This window comes from Streptomyces sp. BE303 (genome assembly GCF_036290945.1).
GTDB lineage: Bacteria > Actinomycetota > Actinomycetes > Streptomycetales > Streptomycetaceae > Kitasatospora.
This window is the reverse complement of the sequence record NZ_JAQYWZ010000237.1, coordinates 1-24,576: the sequence shown is the minus strand read 5'-3', so window position 1 is coordinate 24,576 and position 24,576 is coordinate 1. Positions and strand designations below refer to the sequence as shown.

Annotated in this window: 21 protein-coding genes; 6 read left to right on the top strand and 15 right to left on the bottom strand. The window is 74.2% G+C overall.

The features are described from left to right. The first annotated feature begins 23 nt into the window (after positions 1–23). Complete coding sequence (locus PUR56_RS01595) at positions 24–1,076, top strand: hypothetical protein (RefSeq protein WP_329947538.1); 1,053 nt, start codon at positions 24–26, stop codon at positions 1,074–1,076. A 303-nt stretch (positions 1,077–1,379) separates the two neighbouring features. Here PUR56_RS01595 and PUR56_RS01590 read toward each other — a convergent pair whose 3' ends face one another. Further along, a complete protein-coding gene (locus tag PUR56_RS01590; protein ID WP_329947542.1) occupies positions 1,380–1,769 on the bottom strand; it encodes a VOC family protein in 390 nt (129 codons plus the stop codon). A gap of 432 nt (positions 1,770–2,201) precedes the next feature. Between PUR56_RS01590 and PUR56_RS01585 the strand changes: the two genes are divergently transcribed. The 3 genes from PUR56_RS01585 (at position 2,202) to PUR56_RS01575 (ending at position 5,154) form a co-directional block, all read left to right on the top strand. Then, on the top strand, positions 2,202–2,840 hold the full coding sequence (locus PUR56_RS01585; RefSeq protein WP_329947537.1) for a hypothetical protein: 639 nt from the start codon (positions 2,202–2,204) through the stop codon (positions 2,838–2,840). A gap of 758 nt (positions 2,841–3,598) precedes the next feature. Continuing rightward, positions 3,599–3,814 carry a hypothetical protein gene (locus PUR56_RS01580; RefSeq protein WP_329947536.1) on the top strand — a complete coding sequence of 72 codons (216 nt, stop codon included), beginning with the start codon at positions 3,599–3,601 and terminating at the stop codon, positions 3,812–3,814. Further along, entirely contained in the window at positions 3,811–5,154 is a 1,344-nt protein-coding gene (locus PUR56_RS01575) for a WG repeat-containing protein (protein WP_329947535.1), read from the top strand. Before PUR56_RS01580 ends, PUR56_RS01575 begins: the two co-directional genes overlap by 4 nt. A gap of 90 nt (positions 5,155–5,244) precedes the next feature. On the opposite strand, the gene PUR56_RS01570 is transcribed toward PUR56_RS01575, so the two are convergent. The 11 genes from PUR56_RS01570 to PUR56_RS01520 form a co-directional block, all read right to left on the bottom strand. Beyond that, the gene (locus tag PUR56_RS01570) at positions 5,245–6,345 is read right to left on the bottom strand and encodes an LLM class flavin-dependent oxidoreductase (RefSeq protein ID WP_329947534.1); all 1,101 of its coding nucleotides are present in this window, start codon (positions 6,343–6,345) and stop codon (positions 5,245–5,247) included. Positions 6,346–6,350: 5 nt separating this feature from the next. Beyond that, entirely contained in the window at positions 6,351–6,914 is a 564-nt protein-coding gene (locus tag PUR56_RS01565; protein ID WP_329947533.1) for a flavin reductase family protein, read from the bottom strand. Then, positions 6,911–7,840 carry a lysophospholipase gene (locus PUR56_RS01560; RefSeq protein WP_329947532.1) on the bottom strand — a complete coding sequence of 310 codons (930 nt, stop codon included), beginning with the start codon at positions 7,838–7,840 and terminating at the stop codon, positions 6,911–6,913. The genes PUR56_RS01565 and PUR56_RS01560 overlap by 4 nt, the downstream gene beginning before the upstream one ends. Beyond that, the gene (locus tag PUR56_RS01555) at positions 7,837–9,033 is read right to left on the bottom strand and encodes an LLM class flavin-dependent oxidoreductase (RefSeq protein ID WP_329947531.1); all 1,197 of its coding nucleotides are present in this window, start codon (positions 9,031–9,033) and stop codon (positions 7,837–7,839) included. The genes PUR56_RS01560 and PUR56_RS01555 overlap by 4 nt, the downstream gene beginning before the upstream one ends. A gap of 102 nt (positions 9,034–9,135) precedes the next feature. Continuing rightward, positions 9,136–10,323, bottom strand: coding sequence for an acyl-CoA dehydrogenase family protein (locus PUR56_RS01550; RefSeq protein ID WP_329947530.1), 1,188 nt, complete (start codon positions 10,321–10,323; stop codon positions 9,136–9,138). 37 nt (positions 10,324–10,360) lie between these two features. Continuing rightward, positions 10,361–11,518, bottom strand: coding sequence for an ABC transporter ATP-binding protein (locus PUR56_RS01545; RefSeq protein WP_329947529.1), 1,158 nt, complete (start codon positions 11,516–11,518; stop codon positions 10,361–10,363). After that, positions 11,515–13,653, bottom strand: a complete 2,139-nt coding sequence (locus PUR56_RS01540; RefSeq protein ID WP_329947528.1) for a dipeptide/oligopeptide/nickel ABC transporter permease/ATP-binding protein — start codon at positions 13,651–13,653, stop codon at positions 11,515–11,517. The genes PUR56_RS01545 and PUR56_RS01540 overlap by 4 nt, the downstream gene beginning before the upstream one ends. Then, positions 13,650–14,798, bottom strand: coding sequence for an ABC transporter permease (locus PUR56_RS01535; protein WP_329947527.1), 1,149 nt, complete (start codon positions 14,796–14,798; stop codon positions 13,650–13,652). Before PUR56_RS01535 ends, PUR56_RS01540 begins: the two co-directional genes overlap by 4 nt. Next, the gene (locus PUR56_RS01530) at positions 14,795–16,351 is read right to left on the bottom strand and encodes an ABC transporter substrate-binding protein (protein WP_329947526.1); all 1,557 of its coding nucleotides are present in this window, start codon (positions 16,349–16,351) and stop codon (positions 14,795–14,797) included. Before PUR56_RS01530 ends, PUR56_RS01535 begins: the two co-directional genes overlap by 4 nt. 835 nt (positions 16,352–17,186) lie before the next feature. Further along, positions 17,187–18,152 (bottom strand): DsbA family protein, encoded by a 966-nt coding sequence (locus tag PUR56_RS01525; RefSeq protein WP_329947525.1) that lies wholly within the window; start codon positions 18,150–18,152, stop codon positions 17,187–17,189. After that, complete coding sequence (locus tag PUR56_RS01520; RefSeq protein WP_329875060.1) at positions 18,149–18,568, bottom strand: RrF2 family transcriptional regulator; 420 nt, start codon at positions 18,566–18,568, stop codon at positions 18,149–18,151. Before PUR56_RS01520 ends, PUR56_RS01525 begins: the two co-directional genes overlap by 4 nt. A 319-nt stretch (positions 18,569–18,887) precedes the next feature. Between PUR56_RS01520 and PUR56_RS01515 the strand changes: the two genes are divergently transcribed. Further along, positions 18,888–19,451, top strand: a complete 564-nt coding sequence (locus tag PUR56_RS01515) for a cupin domain-containing protein (protein WP_329947524.1) — start codon at positions 18,888–18,890, stop codon at positions 19,449–19,451. A 219-nt stretch (positions 19,452–19,670) separates the two neighbouring features. Here PUR56_RS01515 and PUR56_RS01510 read toward each other — a convergent pair whose 3' ends face one another. The 3 genes from PUR56_RS01510 to PUR56_RS01500 all read right to left on the bottom strand — a co-directional run bounded on the left by PUR56_RS01510 (position 19,671) and on the right by PUR56_RS01500 (position 22,980). Continuing rightward, complete coding sequence (locus PUR56_RS01510) at positions 19,671–20,750, bottom strand: RICIN domain-containing protein (protein WP_329947523.1); 1,080 nt, start codon at positions 20,748–20,750, stop codon at positions 19,671–19,673. Positions 20,751–21,305: 555 nt separating this feature from the next. Further along, a complete protein-coding gene (locus tag PUR56_RS01505; protein WP_329947522.1) occupies positions 21,306–21,761 on the bottom strand; it encodes a hypothetical protein in 456 nt (151 codons plus the stop codon). 1,033 nt (positions 21,762–22,794) lie between these two features. Then, entirely contained in the window at positions 22,795–22,980 is a 186-nt protein-coding gene (locus PUR56_RS01500) for a hypothetical protein (protein ID WP_329947521.1), read from the bottom strand. Between the two features lie 792 nt (positions 22,981–23,772). Here PUR56_RS01500 and PUR56_RS01495 point away from each other — a divergent pair. Next, the coding region (locus tag PUR56_RS01495; RefSeq protein ID WP_329947520.1) for an MFS transporter at positions 23,773–24,576 on the top strand (804 nt) is incomplete at its 3' end.

Genomic DNA, 24,576 nt, shown 5'->3' with positions numbered 1-24,576 from the left:
GGGTCGCCCTGAGCACGGCGGCCGTGGTCTGTGCGATCGCGGCGGCCCTGCCCGGAGCGGCCTGGGCCGGGCCTGCCGGGGGCGTGGGCGGTGCCGGCGTCCGCTCGGCCGGTATCGAGAGGGTCAGCGTCGCGGCCGACGGCACCCAGGCCAACGATGATTCCGCCCGGGTGTCGATCACACCGGCCGGCGACCGCGCCGTGTTCACCTCGTACGCGAACAACCTCACCCCCGGCAATACGGGGAGGAACGACCGGGTGTTCGTCCGCGATCTCGCGACGGGGCAGAACCGGCAGTTCGACGGGTACGCGTCGGCGCCGCCCATGCTCAGTGGCGACGGGCAGGTCCTCGCCTATCTGGCACCCAGGTTCGCCAACACGGCCCTCTACCAGGAGCATCTGAGCCGGGGCTGGACGTCCGCCTACACCTGCTCGCTCTTCACCTGCGAGGCGTCCATGGGCGCGAACGAAAACCACCAGGCGTTCAGTGTCAGGTTCAGGCCGCCGGAGCCCAATCAGCGCGTCGAGGTCCGCAGGCCGGACACCGGGGCCCTGCAGACCGTCGACATCATCCACAACACCGCGGCGGTCCGGCCGTCCATCAGCGGCGACGGGACCCGTCTCGCCTACCAGGACGGCGGTGAGCACGACGTCTTCCTGTGGGACTGGGCCGACAACACCGCCGCTGGTCCGATCGAGGGTCCGGGCAGGGCGGCCGAGCTCGTCCAGCTCAGTGACGACGGCAACAAGGCCGTCTACCTATCGGGTCCCGACACGTACGTCCACGACGTCGCGTCCGGCACCGCTCTGGTGGTACCCGGCGTGAAGGGCGTCGCCGTCGACCCCACGGGCCGCTACCTCCTGCACACCCCGTCGGGTACGGTCGGGCCGGCGCCGCTCACGCTGCGCGACCTGGAGACGGGCACCGACGAGACCGTGACCGACCGCCCCGCCACGGCCGGGATCGACACGGTCAGCGCCGGCGGGCGCCATGTGGTCTTCCAGTCCACGGCCGAGGACCTCGTCCCCGGCGACACCAACGGCAAGGCGGACATCTTCCTGCGCACCCTGCGCTGACCCGGTCACAGGCCGATGCCGGCCCGGGATCCGCGCCGAAGGTGATCCCCCGGCGCCGGGACGACCGCCGCGTTCCGCTCCGAAGAACCCGCCCGAGTCCGTGCGGCACCACCTGTGTCGGCGGCTGAACGCCCCGGGCACGGGGGGTTTTCGGGTCCCGGTCGTGCCGGTGGACGCGGTCGCCGTGGGTGTGCGCGGGCGGGGTTCGGGCCCGGGGTGTGGGGGGACGGCGGGTCGGGACGTGCGGGGTGTCGCGGGCTTCTCGATTGCTGCGCGCACGGTCCGGCCCGCGCGGCGGGCCGGCTATCGGCCGGGGCCGTCGCCGGCCTGCCGGGCGGTTTCCGGGAGCGCGAAGTGCGGATTCTCGATGATCCCGATGACTGATCCGCTCGGATCGGTCACCGATGCGGCGCGGATGGATCCGCCGACGTCGCGCACCCCTTCCTTGACGGTTGCCCCCGCGGCGACGAGTTGCTGCAGGGCCGCGTCGGCGTCGGCGACGCCCCAGTAGGTCACGGGACCGTCGGCGGGGTCGGCACGCGGGCCCAGAGCCAGCTCGTAGCCGCCGACGTCGTAGCCGACGTAGAACGGCTCGTCGAAGTAGGGCTCCACACCGAGGACCGAGGTCCACCACGCCTTGCCGGCGGCGAGGTCGGGCGCCGGATACACCACCACTCGTAGACCCAGGAACATGGGCAACCAGCCTCTCCACATGCGAACAAAGGTTTGATCAGGGTAGTCGTCGTCCTGTTCCCGTCGGGTCGGCGCCGTCCTGCTGCCACTGCGGCCGCGAACCGGCGCGGCCAGGTCCCCGCGACCTCCTCGCGCGGGCTGGTCGCCGCCCCGGCCCGCGGACTCTCCGGTGCCTTTGGTGCTCTCGGTGCCGCCGGGGCGTCGTACGGACGTACACCCCCGGTGGTCTTCAAGCTTGCCGAGTCCGCCCAGAACCGGTGGCGCGCGGTGAACGGACCCACCTCGTCGCGCTCCTCCGGGCCGGTGCCCGCTCCGAACGCGGCCGGCCCGTCGAACGCCCGGAACCTCGCAGCATGACCAGCCTCGACCGATCCACGGGACCTGTCCGACAATGGCTCCCTGCCGGCTTCCTCGACAGACAGGTGGGCAACCGTGAGCGAGTCGCACCCGCTCCTGACGTTCTTCACGGCCGCAGCCGATGGCTGCTTCCCGCCGGCCGACGGACAGGTGACGGTGTTACCGCCCCTGGCGGGGGGCCTTGAGTGCTCGGTCGCCTTCACCGGCCACGCCGTCATCGCCACCGCCTTGACCAGCCGGGCCGTACACGCCCAAGAACCAGACGGTTTCGGTGCATCGCTCGCGCCGGACTTCCTGCGGCACCTGGCCGGCCCGAAGGGCTGGATCGACGTCACCGACGTGACACTCACGGCCCGCGGCACGGGCGGCCCGCCGCGCCTGGCAGAGCTGACCGGTGCAGATGACCACCCGCGCGTCCGCCATGCCCGGGAACTGCGGACGAACGTCAAGGTCCACGGCGACGAACGCGGCCTCGTCGCCCTGTCCGACGGCCTCGCCGGGCGACGCGAACTGAGTATCGAACTCCACAACGTCCAGGACGGCAGCCAAGGACACGGACGGTCGCTCCTCGCCGACGCGCTCTCCCTCGTTCCGGAAGCCCACCCGGTCTTCGCCGCCGTTTCTCCCGGCAACGCCCGCTCGCTACGCGCCTTCCTCGCCTGCGGCTTCACACCCATAGGCAGCGAGGTCCTGCTGCGTCCCGAACGGGGATAGCCAAGCGCGCTGCCAGGAGCAAGGGCTCGAACCGCCCGCCTCTGCCAACGATCCACAAGTACTGCCATGTGCTCGCGATTGCGCGGCAATCACCGGCCCGGCCTGTGGCGCTGCGGCCGTCCCGGAGGAACCGCACCCGGTCGCCGCGGTGAAGTCGCCGTCGCCGTCGGTCGGGGCGGGCAGGGTCGGGTTGGTGTCGCCTGCCGCCACCCGGGGCGGCGGAAACGACCGCGAGGGGGGCCCGCAGGACTCACGGGCTTCCGGCCGCCTGTGGTTCCTGCGGCCACGGTCCGGCGAGGGTCCTGAGGGGTCCTCGCCTGGTGGGTCGTCAGGATCCTTCGTGTGGGACGTAGTGCTGGTTGGGGGAGCGGGCCCGGCTCTGGGCTGTGGGTATGCATCCTCGACTCGGTGGCGACCTCGACCGTCTGCGCGAACTCCTCGACGCGGTGAGTGATCGTGCCGCGCACGTGCTCGCCGGCATCGGGGACCGTCCCGTGGTGCGGCCCGGCCGTCCGGCGCCGGCAGCGTCGCCGCGCAGGTGTGAGCCGGGAGGCCGTCGTAGGCGAGGCGAGCGATGTACCGGTGAGGTTCGACCTCGCCGTCGCACCGGACGACGCACCCGCGTACCGCGTCGAGTTCACCCAGGACATCAACGTCGCCTACCTGCCCGACTGTTCGGCGAGGACGGCACCAGCACCGCGCGGCCGCCGGTCTCCGCCTCCGGCACCTCCTCGGCGTTGACGGTCACCGTGTCGTCGGTGACCGGCACGGTGGCCCTCGGCTCCGGTCAGTCCTTCCTCGACGAGGGCAGGTTGGGCGGTTCCGTCGCCACGCTCGCCAGAGGCGAGGACCGGGGGCGGGCGCTCACCGTCGCCGTCCAGGAGCGTCTGCTGACGGTCGTCTTCACGGGCTCGCCCGGATCCGTACCGAGGACGGGACGGTCGGCTACCTCGACCCGTCCGGTACCCAGGTGATCAGCGGCCCGTACCGGGCGGGCGGCCCCTGCTCCGCCGCCGGGCTGGTCGGCGTCCGGTTCGCAGGCAGCGGCCTCTGCGGCTACCTCGACCGCACCGGACGCACCGTCATCGAGCCGCGCTTCGACGGGGCCCGCCCCTTCGGGCCCGACAGCACGGCCGCCGTGCGGGTCGGCGAGGAGTGGGGGCTGATCGACCTCGCGGGGGAGTGGGTCGTCGAGCCCGGCCACCGCCTGCTGAAGCCCTTCGACGACAACGGCCTCGCCTACGTCGTCGGCGGGGGCCTCGGGGACCTGTACACCGGCTTCGTGAACGGCCGGGGCGAGCTCGTCCTCCAGGGCGGCAGCGCGATGTCCGACACCTTCCACCACGGCCTGCTCCGGACCGGCGACGGCTACGCGCGCGGTTTCGCCGACCCGACCGGCACCCTGGTGATCCCCCAGGTCTACACCTGGGCCGAGGACTTCGGCCCGGACGGCGCGGCCGTGGCGCTCGGTGTCCCGGACGAGGAGCCGGCCGAAGGGGAGGAGGACGGCGAGTCGTGGGGCGTCCTGCGCACCGACGGCCGGTTCGTGCCCGTCCCGTACCCGGAGCCGCTCACCGACGACGACGGCTGGGTGCTCGGCTTCGAGGGCGTCTCGCCCGGCCTCGCCCGCTTCCTCACCCGGGACGGCGCCGTCGCCCATGTCGACGCCGCGGGCCGGGAGGTGGCCCGCACCGAGACGCCCGCCGGGGACGGGACGCTGCTGCGGCTGCGGGACGCCGCCGGCGCGGTGGTCCTGGAGGAGACCGGCGCCCCCGGCACCTTCACCCCGCCCGGGGCGTTCCTCGCCCGGGACGCGGACCACTTCCTCGCCCACCTCCGGCTGAGGGGCGGGTCGGCGGCCCTCGACGGGCTCGACGCCGTCCCCGACCTCGCGGCGGAGCTGCTGGCGGCCGTGCCCCGGCCGTTCCGCCCCTGCTCGCTGATCTTCGACAGTCACGACGACCCGTACGACCTCACGGAGCTGGACGCGGACGACGCGGACGACGTGTGCCACGGGGCGATGGCCGTCCTCGCCGACATCTGGCTCTCGGCGGAGCACCAGGCGGAGTTCGCCTTCCTCCACGACGAGACCAGCGAGCGGTTCGACGAGATCGAGAGCGCCGCCGTGGAGCGGCTGCGAGCCCGCTTCGGCGAGCCGCTGCCCGGGGACCGCACCATCCTGCGCTCAGGTGACGGCGAGCGGTCCACGGTCTGGGCGGTCGACGGCCGGCTGCTGCTGCTCCAGGCGTACGACCTCACCGGCGACGGGGACGTGGAGATCCAGCTCTGGCTGGCGGTCGTGGACGGGGACTGAGGGCGTGCCGGACCGGCCGCCGCCGCGCACCCGTGCGAGCCGGGTGCCGGCCCGTGCGCCGTCGGACCCCGGGCTTCCAGAGGCCGCGCGTCAGGCTTCGGGCTTCCAGAGGCCGCGGGCGGCGAGCAGGGGCAGCACGTTCTCGCCGACCCAGTACGCCTCCTCCAGGTGGGGCGTCCCGGACAGCACGAACTCGTCGATGCCCAGGCGGTGGTACTCCTCGATCCGGTCGGCGACCTCGCGGTGGCTGCCGACCAGCGCGGTGCCCGCACCGCCGCGCACCAGGCCGATCCCGGCCCAGAGACCCGGCGACACCTCCAGCCGCTCCGTCGATCCGCCGTGCAGCAGCCGCATTCGCCGCTGGCCCTCCGACTCGCTGCGCGCCAGTGCCTCCTGGGTGGCGGCGATCCGCGCCCGATCCATCCCGGCCAGCAGACGCCCGGCCTGCGCCCAGGCGTCCGCGGAGGTGTCCCGGGTGATCACGTGCAGCCGGATGCCGAAGCGCGGGGTGCGCCCGTACCGCGCCGCCAGATCGCGGATGGCCCCGATCTTCTCGGCGACCATCTCCGGGGGTTCGCCCCAGGTGAGGTAGACGTCGGCGTGGCGGGCGGCGACCTCGGCGGCCTCCGGGGAGGACCCGCCGAAGTACACCTCCGGGACCGGCTCCGGCAGCCGGGTCAACTGCGCGCCCTCGACGCGCAGATGGGCGCCGTGGTGGTCCACCCGCTCGCCGCGCCAGAGCCGCCCGGTGATGTCCAGGAACTCCGCGGTGCGGGCGTAGCGGCCCGTCTTGTCGAGGAAGTCCCCGTACGCGCGCTGCTCGGCGGACTCGCCGCCGGTGACGATGTTGAGCAGCAGCCGGCCGCCCGACTGGTTCTGGTAGCCGGTCGCCATCTGGGCGGCGAGGGTCGGGCTGAGCTGGCCGGGGCGGAAGGCGACCAGGTACTTGAGCCGCTCGGTCACCTGGGTGAGCATCGCGGTGGTCAGCCAGGCGTCCTCGCACCAGGACCCGGTCGGGGTCAGTGCGCCCGTGAAGCCCAACTGCTCTGCCGTACGGGCGATCTGGCCCAGGTAGGCGATGCTCGGTGGGCGGTCCGAACCGGCCGTGCCGGGCACCGAGCCGTGGCCGCCGCCGACGACGTACCGGCTGTCCCCGGTGGTGGGCAGGAACCAGTGGGCGGTCAGCGGCATGGTCCTCAGCCCTCCAGGTCGGCGGCGAACCGGCCGTACCCGCCGTTGTGGTGCACCAGCGGCGGGCCGCCTTCGGTGTCCGCGCCCACCACCTCACCGACGACCAGCAGGTGGTCGCCGACCGGGGTCACCTGGGTCGTCCTGGCGGTCAGCCGGGCGGCGGCGCCGGGCAGCAGCGGCGTGCCGTGCGGTCCGGTGTGCCACGGGGTGTCGGCGAAGCGGTCGATCCCGCTGCGGGCGAAACGGTTCGCCAGCTCCTGCTGGTCGTGGCGCAGGATGTGCACCGTGAACGCCTCGCAGGCCCGGACGGCGGGGGCGGAGGAGGCGGTGGCCGCCAGGTAGAAGGAGACCAGCGCGGGCTCCAGGCTCACCGAGGTGAACGAGGTCGCGGTGAACCCGGCCTGTCCGCCGGGGCCCGCCACGGTGATCACGGTGACGCCGGCGGCGTGCCGGCGCAGCGCGCCGCGCAGCAGGTCGGCGGCGGTCGCGGCGTCCGGGGCGGGGGCGGGTGCGGGGGCTGCCGCACCCGCCGGTACGGCGAGGGCGGGGCGTTCGTCGAGCGTGGTCATGCCGGGACTCCTTCGGAGAGGTGCGTCACCGGTTCGTCCGGTGCTTGTGGTGCATCCGGTACGGGCGCGGGGCCGGCGACCGGGATCAGCTGGACGGGTAGGTGCGGACCGCCGCGCAGCCGCTCCAGCCACTGCACGACGGCGGCGGCGACGCTGCGGTGCGGGGCGTCGTTGAGCGCGTCGTGCCGGCCGTCGGCGACCAGCAGCAGTTCGGCCGCCAGCCGGGCGGCGTGCCGCCGGGCGGTCGCGGGCGGCGAGACCAGGTCGGCCCCGCCGTGCACCAGCAGGGCGGGCAGGCCGGGGTCGGACCGGTCGGCCGCCTCGGAGAGTGCGGCGGGCACGGGCTCCTCCAACGCGCCCGGCCGGTAGCCGGGGTCGCTGCCGAGCAGGCCCCGGTGCACCGGGCAGGCGGTCCTGGCGGTCAGCTCGTCCGTCCAGGCGCCCTCCGGGGCGGTGCCGGTCCGCTGCGCGCCGTCCGGCCGGGGACCGGCCGTGGGGAGGCCGACGAGCAGCAGGCCGTCGGGTGCGGCGGGCCCGGCGGCGGCCAGGGCGAGCAGAGCCCCCGTGTCGGAGCCGGCCAGGACGACGGGCGCGCCGGCCGGGAGCGCGGCGCGCTCCTCGGCGACGCGCTCCGCGAGGGCGTCGGCCTCGGCCGCCTCGCCGCCGTGCGCCGTCGCCACCACCCGGTAGCCGTCGAAGGCGAGCCGGCGTCCGAACCGGCCGTACAGGCCCGGGTGTTCGCCCCGGCCGGGGAGCAGCAGGACGGTGCCGCGGACGACCACACCGTCGGCCGGGTCCCAGGACGCCGACGCCGACGCCGACGCCGAGGACCAGGCCGGGGCGGGGGCGGGCCCGGCGGGCGCCGGGCCCGCCCCCGGCGCGGTGCCGGCGCCGGGGACGGCCACCGCGGGTGCGGGGGTGCTCATCGGGCGGCGCTCGCGGGCTCGGCGTCCGGCAGCGCCGCCCGGGCCGCCTCGGCCCTGGCCTCGGCCTCGGCCCCGGCCGCCGCCTCGCGCGCCGCCCGCTCGTCGCGGCGGGCGACCTCCTGGCGCACCAGCGGCAGCAGCTCCCGGCCGTAGTCGATCGCGTCGTCCAGCGGGTCGTAGCCGCGGATCAGCAGCGTGGTGACGCCGAGGTCGACGTAGTCCAGCAGCGCCTGGGCGACCGTCTCCGGGGTGCCGACCAGCGCGGTCGAGTTCCCCGCCGCCCCGGTCGCGGCGGCGGGGGCGGTCCACAGCGCGCGGTCGTGCCGGTCGGCCTTGGAGGCGGCGGCCAGCAGCCGCTGGGAGCCGACGTTCTGCGGGGCGGCGCCCGGACCGACCGGGAGCACCTGGCGCCGCCCGCCGAAGGCGTCCGCCCGCTCCTTGATGGTGGCCAGAATGCCGTGCGCGCGCTCCCATGCCTCGTCCTCGGTGCGGCCCAGGATCGGACGGAAGGAGACGCTGATGCCGTGGACGTCGGTGCGCCCGGCGGCCTCGGCGGCGGTGCGCACCGAGGCGATCTGCTGCGCGGTCTCCGCCAGCGGCTCGCCCCACAGGGCGAAGGTGTCGGCGTGCTTGCCTCCGACCCGGTAGGCGGCCTCCGAGGAGCCCCCGAAGAAGAGCGGGATCCGCGGCCGGGTGACCGGGCGGACCTCGGAGTGGAAGTCGGCGAAGCGGTAGTACGGGCCCTCGTGGTCGAACGGGCCCTCCTCCGTCCACGCCTTGGTGAGCACGGTCAGGTAGTCGTCCGTCCTGGCGTAGCGCTCGTCCTTGGTGAGGTAGTCGCCGTCGCGGCGCTGCTCGGCGTCGTGCCCGCCGGTGATGATGTGCACGGCGACCCGGCCGCCGGAGAACTGGTCCAGGGTGGCGAAGGTGCGGGCGGCCACGGTCGGGGCGATGAAGCCCGGACGGTGGGCGATCAGCAGGCCCAGCCGCTCGGTGTTGGCCGCGGCGAACGCCGCCACCTGGTTGGGGTCGGGGCTGGCCGAGGAGTGCGCGACCAGGATGCGGTCGAAGCCGGCGTCCTCGTGCGCCCGGGCGAAGCGACGGGTGTAGTCCACGTCGACCACCGGGCCGTGGGCCGGGCGGGTCTCCGAGACGTCGTGGGTGGAGATCATGCCGATGAACTCGACGGGCATGGCGAAAAGCCTTTCATGGCAGTGGTGTTGGGGAGAGGAAGGGCAGGGAGGAGCGGGGGCGGTCAGAGGGTCAGAGGGTCAGAGGGTCAGAGGGTCAGAGGGTCAGAGGGTCGGAGGGCGGTGCAGGGCGGCCCGGCCCCGGGTGAGCAGGACGGTGTCGTCCTGCGGGGTGTGCACCCGGCTGCACAGCACGTCCCGCAGGTGGCGCTGGAGCGGGTGGTGGCGGGTCAGGCCGTGGTTGCCGGTGAGGGCGACGGCGCGCTGGACGGCCTCCACGGCGGCCCGGGTGGCGATCAGCTTGGCGCCCGGACTCTCCTCGGCGGCCGGCTCGTCGCCCGCGTCGACCGCCCCGGCGAGACCGGCGACCAGCCGTTCGGCGCCGGCCAGGTCGACGTCGATGCCGCCCAGCTCGCTCTGGAACCGGGGCAGGGTGGCCAGCGGGGCGCCCAGCGAGGTCGGGGTCCGCTCGTGCAGGAACCCGGTCAGCCAGGACTGCGCGGCGCGGGCCACCCCCAGGTAGAGGGCGGAGAGGCCGAGCGAGTTCCACGCACCGCCGAGCGCGTCCCGGCCGCCGTCCGGCTCCGGCAGGGCCAGCCCGGTGGTGTGGTCGAGCGGGATCCGTACGGCGTCGAGCAGGACGTCGTCGCTGCGGCTGGCCCGCAGGCCCAGGTGGTCCCAGGTCGGCTCGACGGTGATCCCGGGCCGGTCGCCGCGCACCAGGAAGGAGCCGACCCGGGGATCGTCCTCCTCGGTCCTCGCCCAGACCAGCAGCCAGCGCAGCGCGGGGGCACCGGTGGAGTAGATCTTGCGGCCGGTCAGCTCCCAGGAGTCGCCGCTGCGCCGCGCGACGGTCGCGGGCAGCCCACCGCGGACGGGAGTGCCGAGATCGGGCTCCACCCGGACGTGGTTGACCAGCGTCGGGCGGGCGGCGGACTCGGCCAGCAGGTCGGCGAGCGGTCCGGCCGGCCAGTGCGGGCGACGGGCCTCGGCGGCGTGCACGAACAGCGTCATCGCGGTGACCAGCGCGACGGCCGGGTCACCGGCGCCGAGCGCGCGCAGGATCCGGACGGTGTCGGCCAGACCGCCGCCCGGGCCGCCGTGGCGCTGCGCCACGGTGGCGGTCAACAGGCCCGCGCCGTGGACGAGTTCGATGCCCTCGGTGGGGAAGGAGGCGTCCCGGTCGTGCTCGGCGGCGCGGGCCGCCAGGGCGGCGGTGATCGCGGCCAGGCGGTCGGTCGCGGGCGTCGGCAGTGGCGCGGGGAGCGCCCGGGCGGGGGGTGCGGCAGGCATGGGCGTACTCCGGTACGGGAGGAGACGGGCGGCGGGGTCAGCGGGGCAGCCGCGCCCGCCAGCCGGGGGAGTGGTGGCAGGCCACGGTGTGCTCGGCCACGGTGGCTCCGGCGGGGGCGCCGACCGGCAGGGCGACCGGGAGCGGGGCCGGGGTGCCGGGCGATGGGGACGCGGCGCAGGCGTTGGCCCCCGCAGGGGTGGTGGCCGGGAGCGGGTCGGGCCGTACGGCGCAGGCCCGGTCGGCGAACGGGCAGCGGTGGGCGAACGCGCAGGCGCTCCGGTCGGCGCCGCCGGGGTCGGAGCCGTCCTGGCCGCCGATCGACGGGGCCCCGGGTGCCGGGGTGCGCAGCAGCTCCAGGTCGGCCCGCCTGGCCGGGTCCAGGCTCGGCGCGGCGGCGCCCAGCAGCGCGCTGTACGGGTGCAGCGGGTGCTCCAGCACCGTACGGGCCGGGCCCTGTTCGACGATCCGGCCCCGGTAGAGGACGGCGATCCGGTCGGCGATCCCGGCGAGCGAGTCGAGGTCGTGCGAGATCACCACGACGGCCAGGTCCAGCTCGCGGCGCAGCCGGTCGAGCAGCCGCAGCACGTGGTTGCGGTTGGAGGCGTCGAGCGCGCTGACGGGCTCGTCGGCGAGCAGCAGCCGGGGCCGTCCGACGACGGCCCTGGCCAGGGCGACCCGCTGGCGCTGGCCGCCGGAGAGCCGGGCGGGGGTACGGGTGGTGAGCGCGGGGTCCAGGCCGACCCGGTCCAGCGCCTCCCTGACCCGCTCCTCCCGTTCGGCCCGGGGCACGCCCGCCACGGCCAGTGGTTCGCCGACCAGGCGGGCGACCGTCAGGTCCGGGTCGAGGGAGCGCAGCGGGTCCTGGAACATGTACTGCACCGTCCCGGCGCGGCGGGCGGCGCGCAGGGCCCGGCCGCGCAGGGCGCCGTGGTCGGTGCCGTCGACGGTGATCCGGCCGGCGGTGACCGGGGCGAGCCCGGCCACGGCGCGGGCCAGCGTGGTCTTGCCGGAGCCGGTCTCGCCGATCAGCCCGAGGATCTCGCCGGAGTGCGCCTCCAGGTCGACGCCACCGAGGACCGGGGTGCGGCCGAAGGCGACCGAGAGCCCCTCGATCCGCAGGGTGGCGGGGCGGGCGGCCGGTTCGGACCCGTCGGTGCGGGCGAGCGGCGCCGCCGGGGCGGTGGTGGTGCTCATACGGGGGCCTCCGTCCGGTGGTGCGGGGCGGTCGGGGTGGTCACGGTGGTTCCCGGGGCTCCGGGGGTCCCGGCTCCCCAGGCTCCGGTGAGCGCGAGGTCCTCGGCGCGGACGCAGCGCACCCGGCGGGTGCCGTCCCCGCCGGAGCCGCCCACCGGGGTGAGCGAGATGCCGCTCCCGGTGCAGTCCGGGGTGGCGTAGGCGCAGCGGTCGGCGAAGCGGCAGCCTGGCCCCGTGGTGCCGGGCTCGGGCGGCCGGCCGGGGATCACGGCCGGCTCGCGGCGGTGGCGCCGGCCGAGGGAGGCGACCTGGAGCAGCGCCTCGGTGTACGGGTGCGCGGGGCGGGCGATCACCTCGGCGGTGGGGCCCTCCTCGACGATCTCCCCGGCGTAGAACACCAGGATCCGGTCGCAGACGTCGGCCACCACGGCGAGGTCGTGGCTGACCAGCAGCAGCGCCAGACCGCGCCGCTTGCGCAGCCCGTCGAGCAGGTCCAGCACCTCCGCCTGGACGACGGTGTCCAGCGCGGTGGTCGCCTCGTCGGCGACCAGCAGCCCGGGGTCGCCGGAAACCGCGACGGCGATCAGGACCCGCTGGAGCATGCCGCCGGAGAGCTCGTGCGGGTAGCGGTCGTGGACGGTCTGCGGGTCGCGCAGACCGACCGCCTCGAACAGCTCCACCGCGCGCCGGCGGGCCTCGTCCCGGCTCAGGCCGAGGCGCAGGCGCAGCGGCTCGCCGAGCTGGCGGCCGACGGTGAGCGAGGGGTTGAGGTAGGAGCCGGGGTCCTGGAAGACCGCGCCCAGGCGGTCGCCGCGGACCTGCTGCCACGCTCGGTCGGTGAGCCCGGTCAGTTCGGTGGGCCCGGTGGGCCCGGTCGGCCCGGTCGGCCCGGTCGGCCCGGTCGGCCCGGTCGGCCCGGTCGGTCCGGTGGGCTCCGCAGCGCCGGGGGATCCGCTCGCGGCGTCCGGTGCGGCGGCGCCGAGGGTGATCCGTCCGGCCGACACGGCGACGCCGGGGGCAAGCAGGCCGAGCACCGAGCGGCAGGTGAGCGTCTTGCCGCTGCCGGACTCGCCGACCAACCCGAGGGCCTCGCCGGGGCGGACGGCGAACGAGACGTCCCGGACGGCCTCGGTGCGGCCGCCCCCGACGGTGACGTGCAGGCCCTCGACCCGCAGCGCGGCGTCGTCCGCGGGCGGGTGCGGCCCGCCGGGCGGCTCGGTGCCGGCGGGCCGGGCCCCGGCCGTCGTCGTCGGGAGCGCGCCCTTCTGGCCGGAGGTCTTCCCGGCCGGCTCACCGGAGGGTGCTCCGAGCGCCGCGGTGTCCGTCCGGTCGACGTCGGCGAGGACATCGGCAAGCAGATTGAGCGCTCCGATGGTGACCATGATCAGGAAGGTGGGTACGGCGGGCGCCCACGGCTGCTGCGCGAGGAACCCGAGGTCGCTGGCCAGCATGCCGCCCCAGGTGGGGGCCGGAGGCTGGACGCCGATGCCGAGGAAGGTCAGCGAGGAGACCGTCAGCAGGCTGGTGGCCAGGGCGTGCGCGGTGGTGACGGCCACCGTCGGAAGCACCTTGCGCCAGGTGTGAACCCGCAGGATCCAGGCCCGGGACGCGCCCATCAGCTCGGCCGCCTCCACGTACTGGGCGCGGTCGAGCCCCAGCGCGGCGGCCCGGACGACCCGGAAGAACAGCGGCGACAGCAGCACCCCCAGGGCGATCATCGCCTGGTGCAGCCCGTTGCCGAGCAGACCGACGGCGGCGATGGCGAACAGCGTGAACGGCAGCGTCATCAGCGCGTCCACCGACCGCAGGGCGAGCCAGGAACCGGTGGCGCCGAACCGGACCGAGAACAGGCCGGGGACGACCCCGAGCACGGCGGCCACAGCGACCGCCTCGGCGGCGGCCAGGACGGAGAGACCGGTGCCCGCGAGCAGCCGGCTGAGCACGTCGCGGCCGAGGTAGTCGGTGCCCAGCAGGTGACCGCCGCCGGGGCCGTGCAGGATGGCGGACGGGTCCTGGGCGAGCGGGTCCATCGGGGCGAGCCGGTCACCGAAGAGGGCCAGCAGCAGGACGACGCCGAGGGCCACCAGCGCGACGCGGGCGAGCGGCACCCGCAGGGTGGTGCGCAGCGCGTTCACCGGGCACCTCCCGAGGCGGCGGTCGCCGACGGGACGAGGTCGGCGGCGGGGCCTGCGGCGTGGACGGCCTTCGCGCCGGTGGTGGCGCGAGGAGCGGTGGCAGCGGCCGTGCCGGTGACCGCGCCCGCCGGGCGGGCGCGGTGTCTGGCCGCCGGGTTGAGCGCGAACAGCAGCGCGTCCACGGCGAGGTTGGCGGCCAGGACGACCGCGACGGTCACCAGCAGGGTGCCCTGGATCACCGGGACGTCGTGCTGCTCCGCCGCGCGCAGCGACAGTTGGGCGATCCCCGGCAGGTTGAAGATCCGCTCGGTGACGACGGCGCCGCCGATCAGCACCGGCACGCTCATCCCCAGCACGGTGACGGCGGGCCCGGCGGCGTTGCGCAGCGCGTGCCCGAACAGCACCCGCTGCCAGGACAGCCCGCGCATCAGCGCGCCGGTGGCGTAGTTCTCGCGCAGCTCCGCGACCAGCGAGGTCCGCAGCTGGCGGGCGATCCCGGCGGCGGCGTCCAGGCTGAGGGCCAGGGCGGGCAGCAGGGCGAAGCGCAGCCATTCGCCGGGATTCTGCGAGAACGGCACGTACCCGCCGGAGGGCAGCAGCCGGAACTGGACGGCGACCAGGGTGATCAGTCCGATGGCGATCACGAAGGCCGGCAGCGTGCCGAGCAGGGTGCAGACGGCGGTGACCGCCCGGTCGAGCCGCCCGCCGTTGCTGAGCGCCGCCGAGACCCCGGCAGCGCCGCCGAGCAGCACCGCCAGCAGCAGTGCGAGTCCGGCGATCGACAGGTCCACCGGCAGGGCGGCGGCGATCGAGTCGGCCACCGGGACGGTGGTGAACCAGGAGACCCCGAGGTCGCCGCCGAGCGCGTGCCACAGCCAGCTGCCGTACTGCACGGGCAGCGGCCGGTCCAGGCCGAACTGGTGGTCCAGCCGGGCGATGTCGGCCGGGGTGGCGGTCTCGCCCAGCACCGCCGCGGCGGGGTTGGCGTCGGAGACGGCGCCCAGGCCGAAGGTGAGCACGGAGGAGAGCAGGAACACGGTGGCGGCGCCGGTCAGGACCCGCCCCAGCGGGCGCGGTGCGCGCGCCGCCCGGCGTGCGAGCAGGCCCGCCCGCCGGGCGCGAGGGGGCGAGAGGACGGCGCTCACGACGCAGTCACTCCCTCGAACCGCTGGACGACCGTGAACGAGGGGATCGGGGAGACCGACTTACGCCGGGCCAGCAGGCGCGGGACGCTGTAGAGGAAGGTGTTGGGCATCGTGCGCACGGCGAGCGCGGTGGCGGCCTGAAGCACCTTCGGGTACTCGGGGGAGTCCAGCGGGGTGCGCGAGATCAGGTCGACGGCGGCCTTGAGCTCGGGCGGGGTGCGCCGGCCGGGGTTCATCAGCCCCTGCTCGCCGAAGAGCACCTGGAAGGCCTGCGCGGCGGAGTCGCGGCCCGCGAACTGGTCGGAGGCGAGCGCCCTGGAGTGCTGGATGTACATGATCTGGGTGGCCTGCGCCGCCGGGATCACGTCGATCGTGGCCCGGATGCCGACCTCCTTCAGCTGCGCCTGGAGCTGCTCGGGCAGGCCCTGCGCGGCCGTGGTGGTCAGCGTGAGGTCGACCCCGTTCGGGAAGCCGGCCTCGGCCAGCAGGGTGCGCGCCCGCGCGGGGTCGTACCGGAAGAGGTCGCCGAGGGCGGGGTCGAAGCCGACGTAACCCTTCGGGAAAGGCTGGTAGTTGACCTCTCCGTGGCCGAAGAGCTGGGTCTTCACCAGCGCCTCGCGGTCGATCGCGAACTTCAGCGCCTCGACCACCTTGGGGTTGTCGAACGGCGCCTTCTCGATGTTGACGTCGAGCACCGCGACCACCAGCGAGGGGATCTCCTGGACCTCCAGCCCGGCGGTCTTGGCGGCGGCGACCTGGCTGCCGGGGATCTGTGCCACGTCGAACTGCCCGGACTGGAGGCCGCCGACCACGGTGGCGGCGTCGGGCAGCGGGTGCAGCTCGAAGTTCTCCAGCTTGATCGAGGCGGCGTCCCAGTAGGTCGGATTGCGCTTGAGGACGGCCTTCGCGTTCTGGGTGTACGAGACGAGGGTGAAGGGGCCCGATCCCGCCGGACGGGTGGCCAGCGCGGCGGCGTCCGCCTCGAAGGCCTTGGGGTTGACGATCATCCCGGTCTTGCCGGCCAGCAGGTTGGGGATCTGGTAGTCGGGCCTGGACAGCTTGATCACCACGGTCTGCGTGTCCGGGGCGATCACCTCGCTGACGCTGGTCAGCTGCGGGGCCACCAGGGACTTGGGATCGCTGCGGCCGCGGTCCAGGCTCTTCTTGACGGCGGTGGCGTCCAGCGGCGTGCCGTCGGAGAAGGTCGCCCCGGGGCGCAGGGTGAAGGTCACCGAGCCGCTGTCCGGGCTGTAGCTCCAGGACGTGGCCAGGGCGGGAACGGCGTTGCCCTTCTCGTCCAGTTTGGTGAGGCCCGCGTAGACCAGGGAGAGGCCGTGCACGTCCCAGCCGGCCGAGGAGAACACCGGGTCCCAGGAGGTGGGCAGCGCCCAACCCCACTTGAGGGTGCCGCCGGGGGCGCCGCCGCCCGTCCCGGCCTGGCCGGCGCCGGTGTCGCCGCACGCGGCGAGGGCGAGGGAGGCGCCGAGGCCGAGGCCCAGGCCGAGCAGCGAACGTCTGCCGAGCAGGGTGCGGTGGGCGGGGGTGCTGGTCATGGCGGTTCGTCACCTTTCGGGCGTTACGGAGACGGTGGCGCGGCGCGAGAGGGCGCGGCGGGGCACCGGCGGCGGGGGTGTGGGTGCGGCGCCACCGCCCGCTGCCCGGCACGCGGGTCCGGCGTGCGGGTCGGGGGTGGGGCTCGCGGCAGATGGGGACGGCCGGGCGTGGCGGGGTGGCCGGGCCGACGCTGGGCGTGCGGTGGCTCGATGGGGTACGGCTGCGGTGGGTGTTGCCGCGGTGGGGTGCGATGCGTCGCTCGCCGGATCGCGCGGCGGCCGGCTACCGGCGGCCGGTGGCCCGGCGGCGGGGTGCCGGCTGCGCGGGGCGGTGAACCGCGGTGCGCCGGTACGGGACCGGGCCCGGCGCGGCCGGGGGCTTCGGTGGTACGGCGCTACCGGCCGATACGGCCGGGGCGGGACTCGGCGGCGGGGGCGCCGCCGGGCCGGGACGCGGTCAACAACAGAGGTCGCTGCCGGCGCGTCGGTGGCTCATGTAGCGGCGCACCGTGACGCGGTGCGTGGGGTTCATGGGGCACATCCTGGCCAGGTCGGCGGCCTGCTGTCAATGGACACCAAAAGGTGTCTGTTTGCGGCGGCGGTGCTGCAACACCCCCTCAACGCGCCGTTCACGGCGCGCCGCCGCATCGCCCGCGAACGGCCGGTGCCCCGCCGGTACGGAGCGCCGCACCCGCAGCCCGCTGTGACAACGCGTCGACGTCTCGCGGACCGGACGTCGGGCGGGCCGCCCGTCTCGAACCGTGGATGGCCCGCCCGACGCGCCGACCCGTCCCGGAAACACTCAGCCCTCTCCGCAGCCGCCCCCGGGCGGCGCTCAGCCCGCTCCGCCGGCCCGCCGGGCGGACTCCCAGGCCGGACCCGAACGCTCGTCGGGGTGCAGCACCAGCACCCCGTGCCCGGTCGCCACCCGCCGCGCGCCCCCGGGGAGCGGCCCCGCGGCCCCGACCAACTCCGCCTCGGCCAGGCTGCGGTAGCGCTCCAACAGCTCCGCCGCCGTCGGCTCGGGCACGGCACCGGGCCACAGCCCCGGTGCCACGGCGGCCACCGCCGCCAGATACTCCTCCACCGTCCGCCACCCCGGCACCACCCGGCACCCGGCCGGACCGCTGAAGACCAGCGTCGGCAGCGCGTAGCGGTGGCCGTCCCCGGTCTCCTTGGCCGCCCCCGGGTGCGGCCCCGGCCCGTGCAGCCCGACCACCTCCGGCCGGGGCCGGCGCGCCTCGGCGCGGTCGCGCCGCACCCGCTCGCGTACCGCCGGATCGGCCAGCGCGGTCCGCAGCCGGGCCTCGTCGAGACCCGGCACCCCGGCGAGCGCCGCCAGGACCCGCTCAGGCGTGTCCGCGGGTTCGCCGAGCACGAAGGCGCTCTCCCGCAGCCGGCGCAGCACCCGCTCGCCGACCAGCGGCCCCTGCGCCTCGGCGGCCGCCGCCGCCAGCGAGGAGGGCCAGCTGCTGGCCGCCACCCAGCGCAGCCGCTCCGCGCGCGGAGCGCCGGTGTGCGTCGCGATCTCCGCGACGTACCGGGCGTACCAGGCGGTCTCGGCCGCCGGATCCGGCGCCGGGTCGTCGTCCTCGTCGAACAGGACGCCGAACACCCGCCGGTGCCTGGCCCCCTCGCCCAGCACCCGCAGCAGCCGCCGCAGCCGCGGCTCGGCGCCCCAGGACCACGGGCACATCGGATCGGTGAACTCGGCGATCTCCACAACGGCGTCCGCCGCGTCCGGTGCCGTCGCCGCGCCTTCCGCGCCCGTCGTACCGCCACCGCCCGCCGGCCGCGTCATGCGGGTGCCACCTGCCGGGCCGTGCCCACGAGGTGCGCCACGGTGGTCTCCGTCAGGATTGCCACGGCGCGGTCCTCCACGCTGCGCCACACGGCGGGCAGCCCCCGGGCCGGCCCCGGGTAGTCCAGCCCGGCCAGCGGTTCGCCGCGCAGCGTGATCACCTCGCCGTCGACCGCTCGGACCACGTCCAGCAGGGTGATCTCTGCGGCGGCCCGGCCCAGCCAGTAACCGCCCTCGCAGCCGCGCTGGCTGCGGACCAGCCCGGCCCGCCGCAGCTCGCCCACCACGGACTTCAGGAATCGGAACGGGATGCCCTGGGAGGCGGCGATGGCCTCGCAGGTCAGCGGGCGGGACGTGTCGCAGGCGAGCTCGACCAGAGCCCGAGCGGCGTAGTCCGCCTTGGCGGAGATATGCATGGGCCGAGTATCCCCCGGCCGCGGCCGTGCTCAAGTCCCTTGTCCGGTCGGTTGTCCGGTCCGTGGTCCGGCATGGCGCGGAGCGCTCGGCGGGAAAGGACACCTCTTGACATCCTTTCGCCGCCGGGCCTAGCGTCCGAACCCGGCCGGTACGTCGCACCGGACTCCGGGCCACCGCCATGCCCAGGCACTCGGCCGTCCCGCGGCCACCGCCGGTGCGGCCTTGCCGCCGCCCCGCCCGCGCCCCTCGCCGCGTCCGCAACCCGTCACCACGCCCCCGTCCCCCGCCCGCGTTCCCATCCCCGACCCAGGAGCCGCCATGTCCACCGCCCACCCGCCGCACCACCACCCGGCCGCCCCGGCCGACCGCTCCGAGGAGACCTCGGCGCAGGCGCCCGTGGTGACCCGGGCGGGCACCGGCTTCCACCCGCACCTGCACGACGGCGGGACCGCCGCTCCCGGTACCGGCCTGCGGGCCCGGCTGCACCACATCCGGGCGGGCGAGCTCGACGGCGACACCGCCCAGACCGGCGGCATGCGGCGCTTCGCGGCGATCAGCGGACGGACCGTGGGCTCGGAGAAGCTGTGGATGGGGCAGACCCACGTCGCGCCCTCGACCGCGTCCTCCGACCACCACCACGGCGAGTCCGAGACCGCCATCCACATCGTCAGCGGGCACCCCGAGTTCGTCTTCGTCGACGACTCCTCCGGCACGCCCGAGGAGATCCGGCTGCGCACCGGCCCGGGCGACTACATCTTCGTGCCGCCGTTCGTCCCGCACCGCGAGGAGAATCCGGACCCCGAGGTGGAGGCCGTGGTGGTGATCGCCCGCAGCACCCAGGAGGCCATCGTGGTCAACCTTCCGAGCCTGTACGCACCGTGACGCCGCCGCGTCCGGTCCGAGCCTGACGCTGCCTCCACCCGCGCCCCTTCGCCCCCGCCGCGCGCCGGTCGGGGCGCGCGGCCCGGGCGGGTGCGGTGACGTGCCCCGATGCGCGCGCGGAATCGCTGCGTTGCGACGGGTGTGCCCCGGGCTGCCGGGACGGCCCGCAGGCCGTCCCGGCAGCCCGGGAATGTTCGGCGTCTGCCGGTGCCCGCGGTCCTACTTGCAGATGGGCGGGTTCGGGGACGACCGGACGGTATAGAGGGTGGGCCGGCCGTCGTCGGACGTCGTCACGGGCATGACGATCGTGTCCCTGGCCGTCCAGGGGAGATGACTGCGGCTGAACGTCCAGGTCCCGGTGATCTTGGTGGCAGCCCTGGAGAGCGTGACCCAGCCGTATTCCCCCGGTCGAATCTTGCCGGTGACCTGGTTCCCCAGGGCTTCCGAGCCGGACCAGCTCTTCTTGAAGGTGAATTTCACCTTGACGGTGACCTTGGCAATCAGTGATGACAGTGCGCCGGTCTCCAGTCCAAGCTCAACTTCACTGCCCAGTTCGTGGGACCATCCGTTCGTCCTGAGTACCGAAAACGTATGGGTAACGCCATCCGGGTAGCCGTTTTCGTTGAACCAGGCGTCCGACGCGCAGGAGTCCGGCAGCATGTCCGCGGAGGATTCCGATTCCATGTCCCATGAGCATTCATTCTTGTACTTCTGGCACATCTTGGTCGCGTAGGTCAGGGCAAGTTCCCGCGGTCCGCGCACGGGAGACTGCTCGTCACCGAAGGGGACCTTCCACGACTGCTCCTCCTTTCCGTCGCAGCCGGTCAACCAGGTCGGTGTCCCGGGGGAAACCTTCGACTTGTAGGGAGCGAGGCACATCGATGTGCCCACGTTCTTGAACATGAACCCGGTGGGCGTGGGATGGGCAATCCAGTCCTGCCAGGTGCTGGTGGAACCGCACGACAGCAAGGACACCGGCGCCTGGTCCCAGAAGCCTCCGGCCGTCAGGCACGTGCCCAGCGACACGTTCTGGATCCGGAAGGTTCCGTCCTGCCAGTTCGGAGTCAGGCGCCAGGCCATGTTCGAGCTGCCGTGAACCCGGGCCAACCTGACTTGGTTCAACGCGCTTCGCTGGGTATCCACACTCAGCGTGAAGCCCTCCTTCAAGTACAGCCGCGTGCAGTACATGCTCTCCGACGCCGGGCAGGGGTTGCCCAGGAACTCCGTGGCGTGTGCCGTGCCACTTGCCATGGGAGTGACGGACACACCGACGGCAAGGAGAGCTGTCACCAGGGACATGAGTAGCAGTCTTAAGACACTGGATCCAGCGCTCGGGGAAGGCGGATTCATGATGTTCCTAGTCCTTGAGTAAACGGTTCCGGATCGCCCCCGTCGGGGACTTCCGGACTGTCCGTGTGGTGGGTTCTTGCGGCGGCCGCGTGGGTGCCGGGCCGAGGAGAACGGCTGATCCGGGTAGGGAGCCGAGGCGGATTCGCCGCGGCTTCGTACGCGGTCCCCGTGTTGGGCGTATCCGAGTCTTGGCCCCGCCGGGACCTCGGGGGTAGCGTAGAACCACCTGCCTGGATACCTGTTCCGATCCGTGGGGGGAGTTCCCCGCGGGCGGTGGCACACCACGGCATTTGAGCCCTGTCCTCCTCCCACGCCTCGAACTCCCGGCGTTCCAGGCCCGGTGCCCGCTGGGCTGCCCAGGCGGCCGTGCCGGCGCTGCACAGGGTCGCGGCCCTGCCGTCCGGCGAGTCCGTGGCGGCGTCGAACGTCACCTGCCGAACGGACCGGCCCGCCCGCATCACCGCGACCAGGACGGGGTTGCCCGAGGTCGCGAACGCGAACGCCTCACCCCCGCAGCCGGCTCCCGGCGACGCCGCGGGCGTGCCTCTCGTGCCCGAGAAGGACGGGCACGTCGAGGTGCTCCTCCATCCAGGAACGCAACGGCCTGGCGGCCCACTCCGGTTCGGCCGTCGTCGGGACTCCGGCGAGTTCGTCCGCGGATCCACTCAGTACGAGGCCGGCCGCCGACACCGGCGTGCGCAGTCGGTCGGCCGGCCCTGCGGGATCGGTCGCGCAGCCGAGCGTGGTGTCGACTACGGCGTCCGTGCCCCGCTCCGGCAGGGCGTACCGGCGCTCGCACAACCGGACGCGGCCGTCGGTGGTCATGACGGTCCCGCTGATGTAGTACGCGCCGACGTCCGGGGCGGGGACGCTCGTGCCGACGGCCGGACGCCGCCGCGCGGCCTCCCGCCTCGGTGACAGGGGAAGGGCGCCGCGCTGTTCGGTGGGTGTGCTCCGCATGGTGGTACTCACGGGCGGTCACGGCCCCGCATGGGGCGAAGGTGTTCGGTGTGTGAACGGGGGACGGCCATGGCGGCCTGCCTCCGAGTGGTCCCGAGGGTGGTGTGCAGTGCCGCCGCCCCGCCGAGTCGACGGAACGCCCCGACTCCTCGGTGCGACGGCAGCACGGCGGCGCTCCCGTCCCGGGAGCGTCGGATCCGATGGTCGGCCGGTGGGGGAGCGGCGACAAGACTCAAAATACTGATGGGGCGGATAACGGATTCGTATGGGCGACACACCGTGCCCGCGCCCTCATGGGCGGCCATGAGAAATCCCGGATGTGACCCGTGGATTTCGGTTGCGTGAGACCTGTGTCAAGTCGACCGGCGCCTATCTGACAGTCACTCAGAAATTGAGACGCGAACGCTGCCGAGGCGTCGCGAGACCGCAGGAGCGTGGAGGGGGAATGCCGGCCGGGCCGAGGCTGCGGTGGAACTCAACACCTTTGACCACCTGGGAAGTTGGCTGCACTCGCGTCCTCATGGGTCGACCGCTTCGAGCGGCGGATCGTAGCTCCCCGCCCACCCGGGCGATCCGTCACGAATTCCTCGGGGAACGCCCCGCCCCCGGAGGAATCGCCGCTGACCGGATCAAGAACCGGCACGAAAGTCCACCCCGTTCACCCGGCCCATATATCACCCCCCGCACGATTCGACCCACGGTTATTCGGTGCGGGAGTATTGACAGCGCCGTTGCGCTGCCGCTGTAGTTCCACTCATTGACCCCGCCCCGCTTCACCGGTTCCGGCCTACTTCCGTACCGGCCTACCGAAGCGGCTGCAGACTCCTGTCCGGCCGACCTGCGACGCCCCCACCCGGGCGCAGAGAGCCGCCCCCCGTGCCGCGCACGGTCCGACCCCCACCAGTCGGGTTGCCCGTACCCACCCCACCCCCGCTCGACCACGCCCTTTCCAGGGCCGTGGTTTCTCCGGCATCCCTCCAGACCTCTCACGTCAGGAGAAGACGATGGACGACTCGTCCCCCGCCCCGTCCGATCACATCCGCTCCGAGATCAGCCGCCGGAAGGCGGTGCAGCTGCTGGGCGTCGGCGCGGCGACGGTCGCCGCCGGCAGCGCCATGACCGGCACCACCGGCGCCTCCCCGGCGGCCGCAGCGACGCCGCTGCGCGCGGCGGTGCTGGAGTACGTCGGCTTTACCGTGATCGATCTGAACCCGGCCATGGCGGCGAACGCGCAGGGGGTGGACCTGATCGCCTTCGGCAGCTTCGCCAGCTACGGCCCCCGACTACCGCAACTACGTGCAGACTCAGGCGGGGTCGCTGCAGACGTTCGTCCAGGACGGCGGGGTGGCGCTCGACCTCGCCCAGCCCGACCTGCCCGGCGAGGGCGTCCCCTATCTGCCGAACGTGAATTGGCGGTGGGGCACGAGCGGGCCGTACGCGGTGCGCACCGACGCCGACTTCAGCACGATCTACCCGGTGGCCACCAACCACCCGCTGGTGTCCGCGCCACCGATGGCCTCCGGCCGCAACAGCATGCACCCCAGGACACCGACCCCCGAGGATCCGAGAACCCAGGTTTCAGTTGTCGTCGTCGGCGGCGGACCGCTGCCGCAGGTGGATACGGCCCTGCGGCAGACGATCGACTCCGCTCTCCGCCGGGCCTGCGGACGCGGCCCACGACCGGACGTGGTCGCGGGGCTCGTGGGCGGCCGAGCGGCCTGCCTGGGCGCCGCCATGATCGCCCGGGAGCCGGCCGGAAGCCGGCCGGGAGCCGCTGACCGCGTCCCGGCCGCACCACCCGGACGTGCGCTGCTCACGCGCACTGACACGCCGCGGCCGCCCCTTCGGGGGGCGGCCGCAGTACCGGCGGCAGCCGCCGCCTCGACCTCGCGCCGCCCGCCATGCGGCGCTCCCCGGACCTCACCCAGATCGGTCGAGAACCATGTCGAACGCCGAGACCACCAGATCGGACACCAAAGGTCCGAGACTCGAAACCCCCACCCTCGAACTCGTGAGCGAGGGGAAGTACAACAAGCTCAAGTGGCGCATGCTCCTGGCCGCGATGTTCTGCTACTTCTTCTTCTACACCGGCCGGCAGACCTTCGGCTTCGCCATCCCGGGCATCCAGGCCGACCTCGGTCTGAGCAAGGCCGCACTGGGCGGGATCAGCGGCATCCTGCTCTGGTCGTACGCCGCCGGTCAGATGATCAACGGCAACCTCGCCGACAAGTTCGGCGGCCGGCGCATGATGACCGCCGGCGCCATCCTGTCCACCATCCTCAACTGGTGTACGAGCTTCTCCGTCGGCTCCAGGTCGCTCAGCTTCCTGTGGGGCGCCAACGGGTTCGCGCAGTCCCTCGGCTGGCCCTCCGGCGGCCGGGTCATCTCCAACTGGTGGGGCCCCCGCGAGCGAGGCAAGAGCTTCGGCTTCTACACCTTCGCCGCCGGCATGGCCTCCGTCCTGGCCTTCGTCACCTCCACCATCGTCGTCGACACCCTCAAGCTCGACTGGCAGTGGATCTTCCGGGCCCCGGTCCTGCTGATGCTCGTCGGCGGCATCACCTTCTACTTCGTCGCCCGTGAGAACCCCAAGCAGGCCGGCATCACGCCCCCCGCCTCCGTCACCGAGGAGGACGACCGGGCCGACGCCGCAGCCTTCGCCGGCGAGACCTCGTTCCAGCGCTACAAGACCGTGCTGCGCAACCCCAAGATCTGGTCCACCGGCATCGCCATCGGGTTCCAGAACACCGCCCGCTACGGCCTGCTGATCTGGGTCCCGGTCTACTTCCTCGGCGAGAACTGGAAGAAGGGCGGC

Coding starts and splice junctions, on each gene's coding strand:
- PUR56_RS01590 (WP_329947542.1), bottom strand. CDS start 1,769: ATGTTCCTGGGTCTACGAGTGGTGGTGTATCCGGCGCCCGACCTCGCC.
- PUR56_RS01570 (WP_329947534.1), bottom strand. CDS start 6,345: ATGCCGCTGACCGCCCACTGGTTCCTGCCCACCACCGGGGACAGCCGG.
- PUR56_RS01565 (WP_329947533.1), bottom strand. CDS start 6,914: ATGACCACGCTCGACGAACGCCCCGCCCTCGCCGTACCGGCGGGTGCG.
- PUR56_RS01560 (WP_329947532.1), bottom strand. CDS start 7,840: ATGAGCACCCCCGCACCCGCGGTGGCCGTCCCCGGCGCCGGCACCGCG.
- PUR56_RS01555 (WP_329947531.1), bottom strand. CDS start 9,033: ATGCCCGTCGAGTTCATCGGCATGATCTCCACCCACGACGTCTCGGAG.
- PUR56_RS01550 (WP_329947530.1), bottom strand. CDS start 10,323: ATGCCTGCCGCACCCCCCGCCCGGGCGCTCCCCGCGCCACTGCCGACG.
- PUR56_RS01545 (WP_329947529.1), bottom strand. CDS start 11,518: ATGAGCACCACCACCGCCCCGGCGGCGCCGCTCGCCCGCACCGACGGG.
- PUR56_RS01530 (WP_329947526.1), bottom strand. CDS start 16,351: ATGACCAGCACCCCCGCCCACCGCACCCTGCTCGGCAGACGTTCGCTG.
- PUR56_RS01525 (WP_329947525.1), bottom strand. CDS start 18,152: ATGACGCGGCCGGCGGGCGGTGGCGGTACGACGGGCGCGGAAGGCGCG.
- PUR56_RS01520 (WP_329875060.1), bottom strand. CDS start 18,568: ATGCATATCTCCGCCAAGGCGGACTACGCCGCTCGGGCTCTGGTCGAG.
- PUR56_RS01515 (WP_329947524.1), top strand. CDS start 18,888: ATGTCCACCGCCCACCCGCCGCACCACCACCCGGCCGCCCCGGCCGAC.
- PUR56_RS01510 (WP_329947523.1), bottom strand. CDS start 20,750: ATGTCCCTGGTGACAGCTCTCCTTGCCGTCGGTGTGTCCGTCACTCCC.
- PUR56_RS01505 (WP_329947522.1), bottom strand. CDS start 21,761: ATGCGGAGCACACCCACCGAACAGCGCGGCGCCCTTCCCCTGTCACCG.
- PUR56_RS01500 (WP_329947521.1), bottom strand. CDS start 22,980: ATGGCCGGGTTCAGATCGATCACGGTAAAGCCGACGTACTCCAGCACC.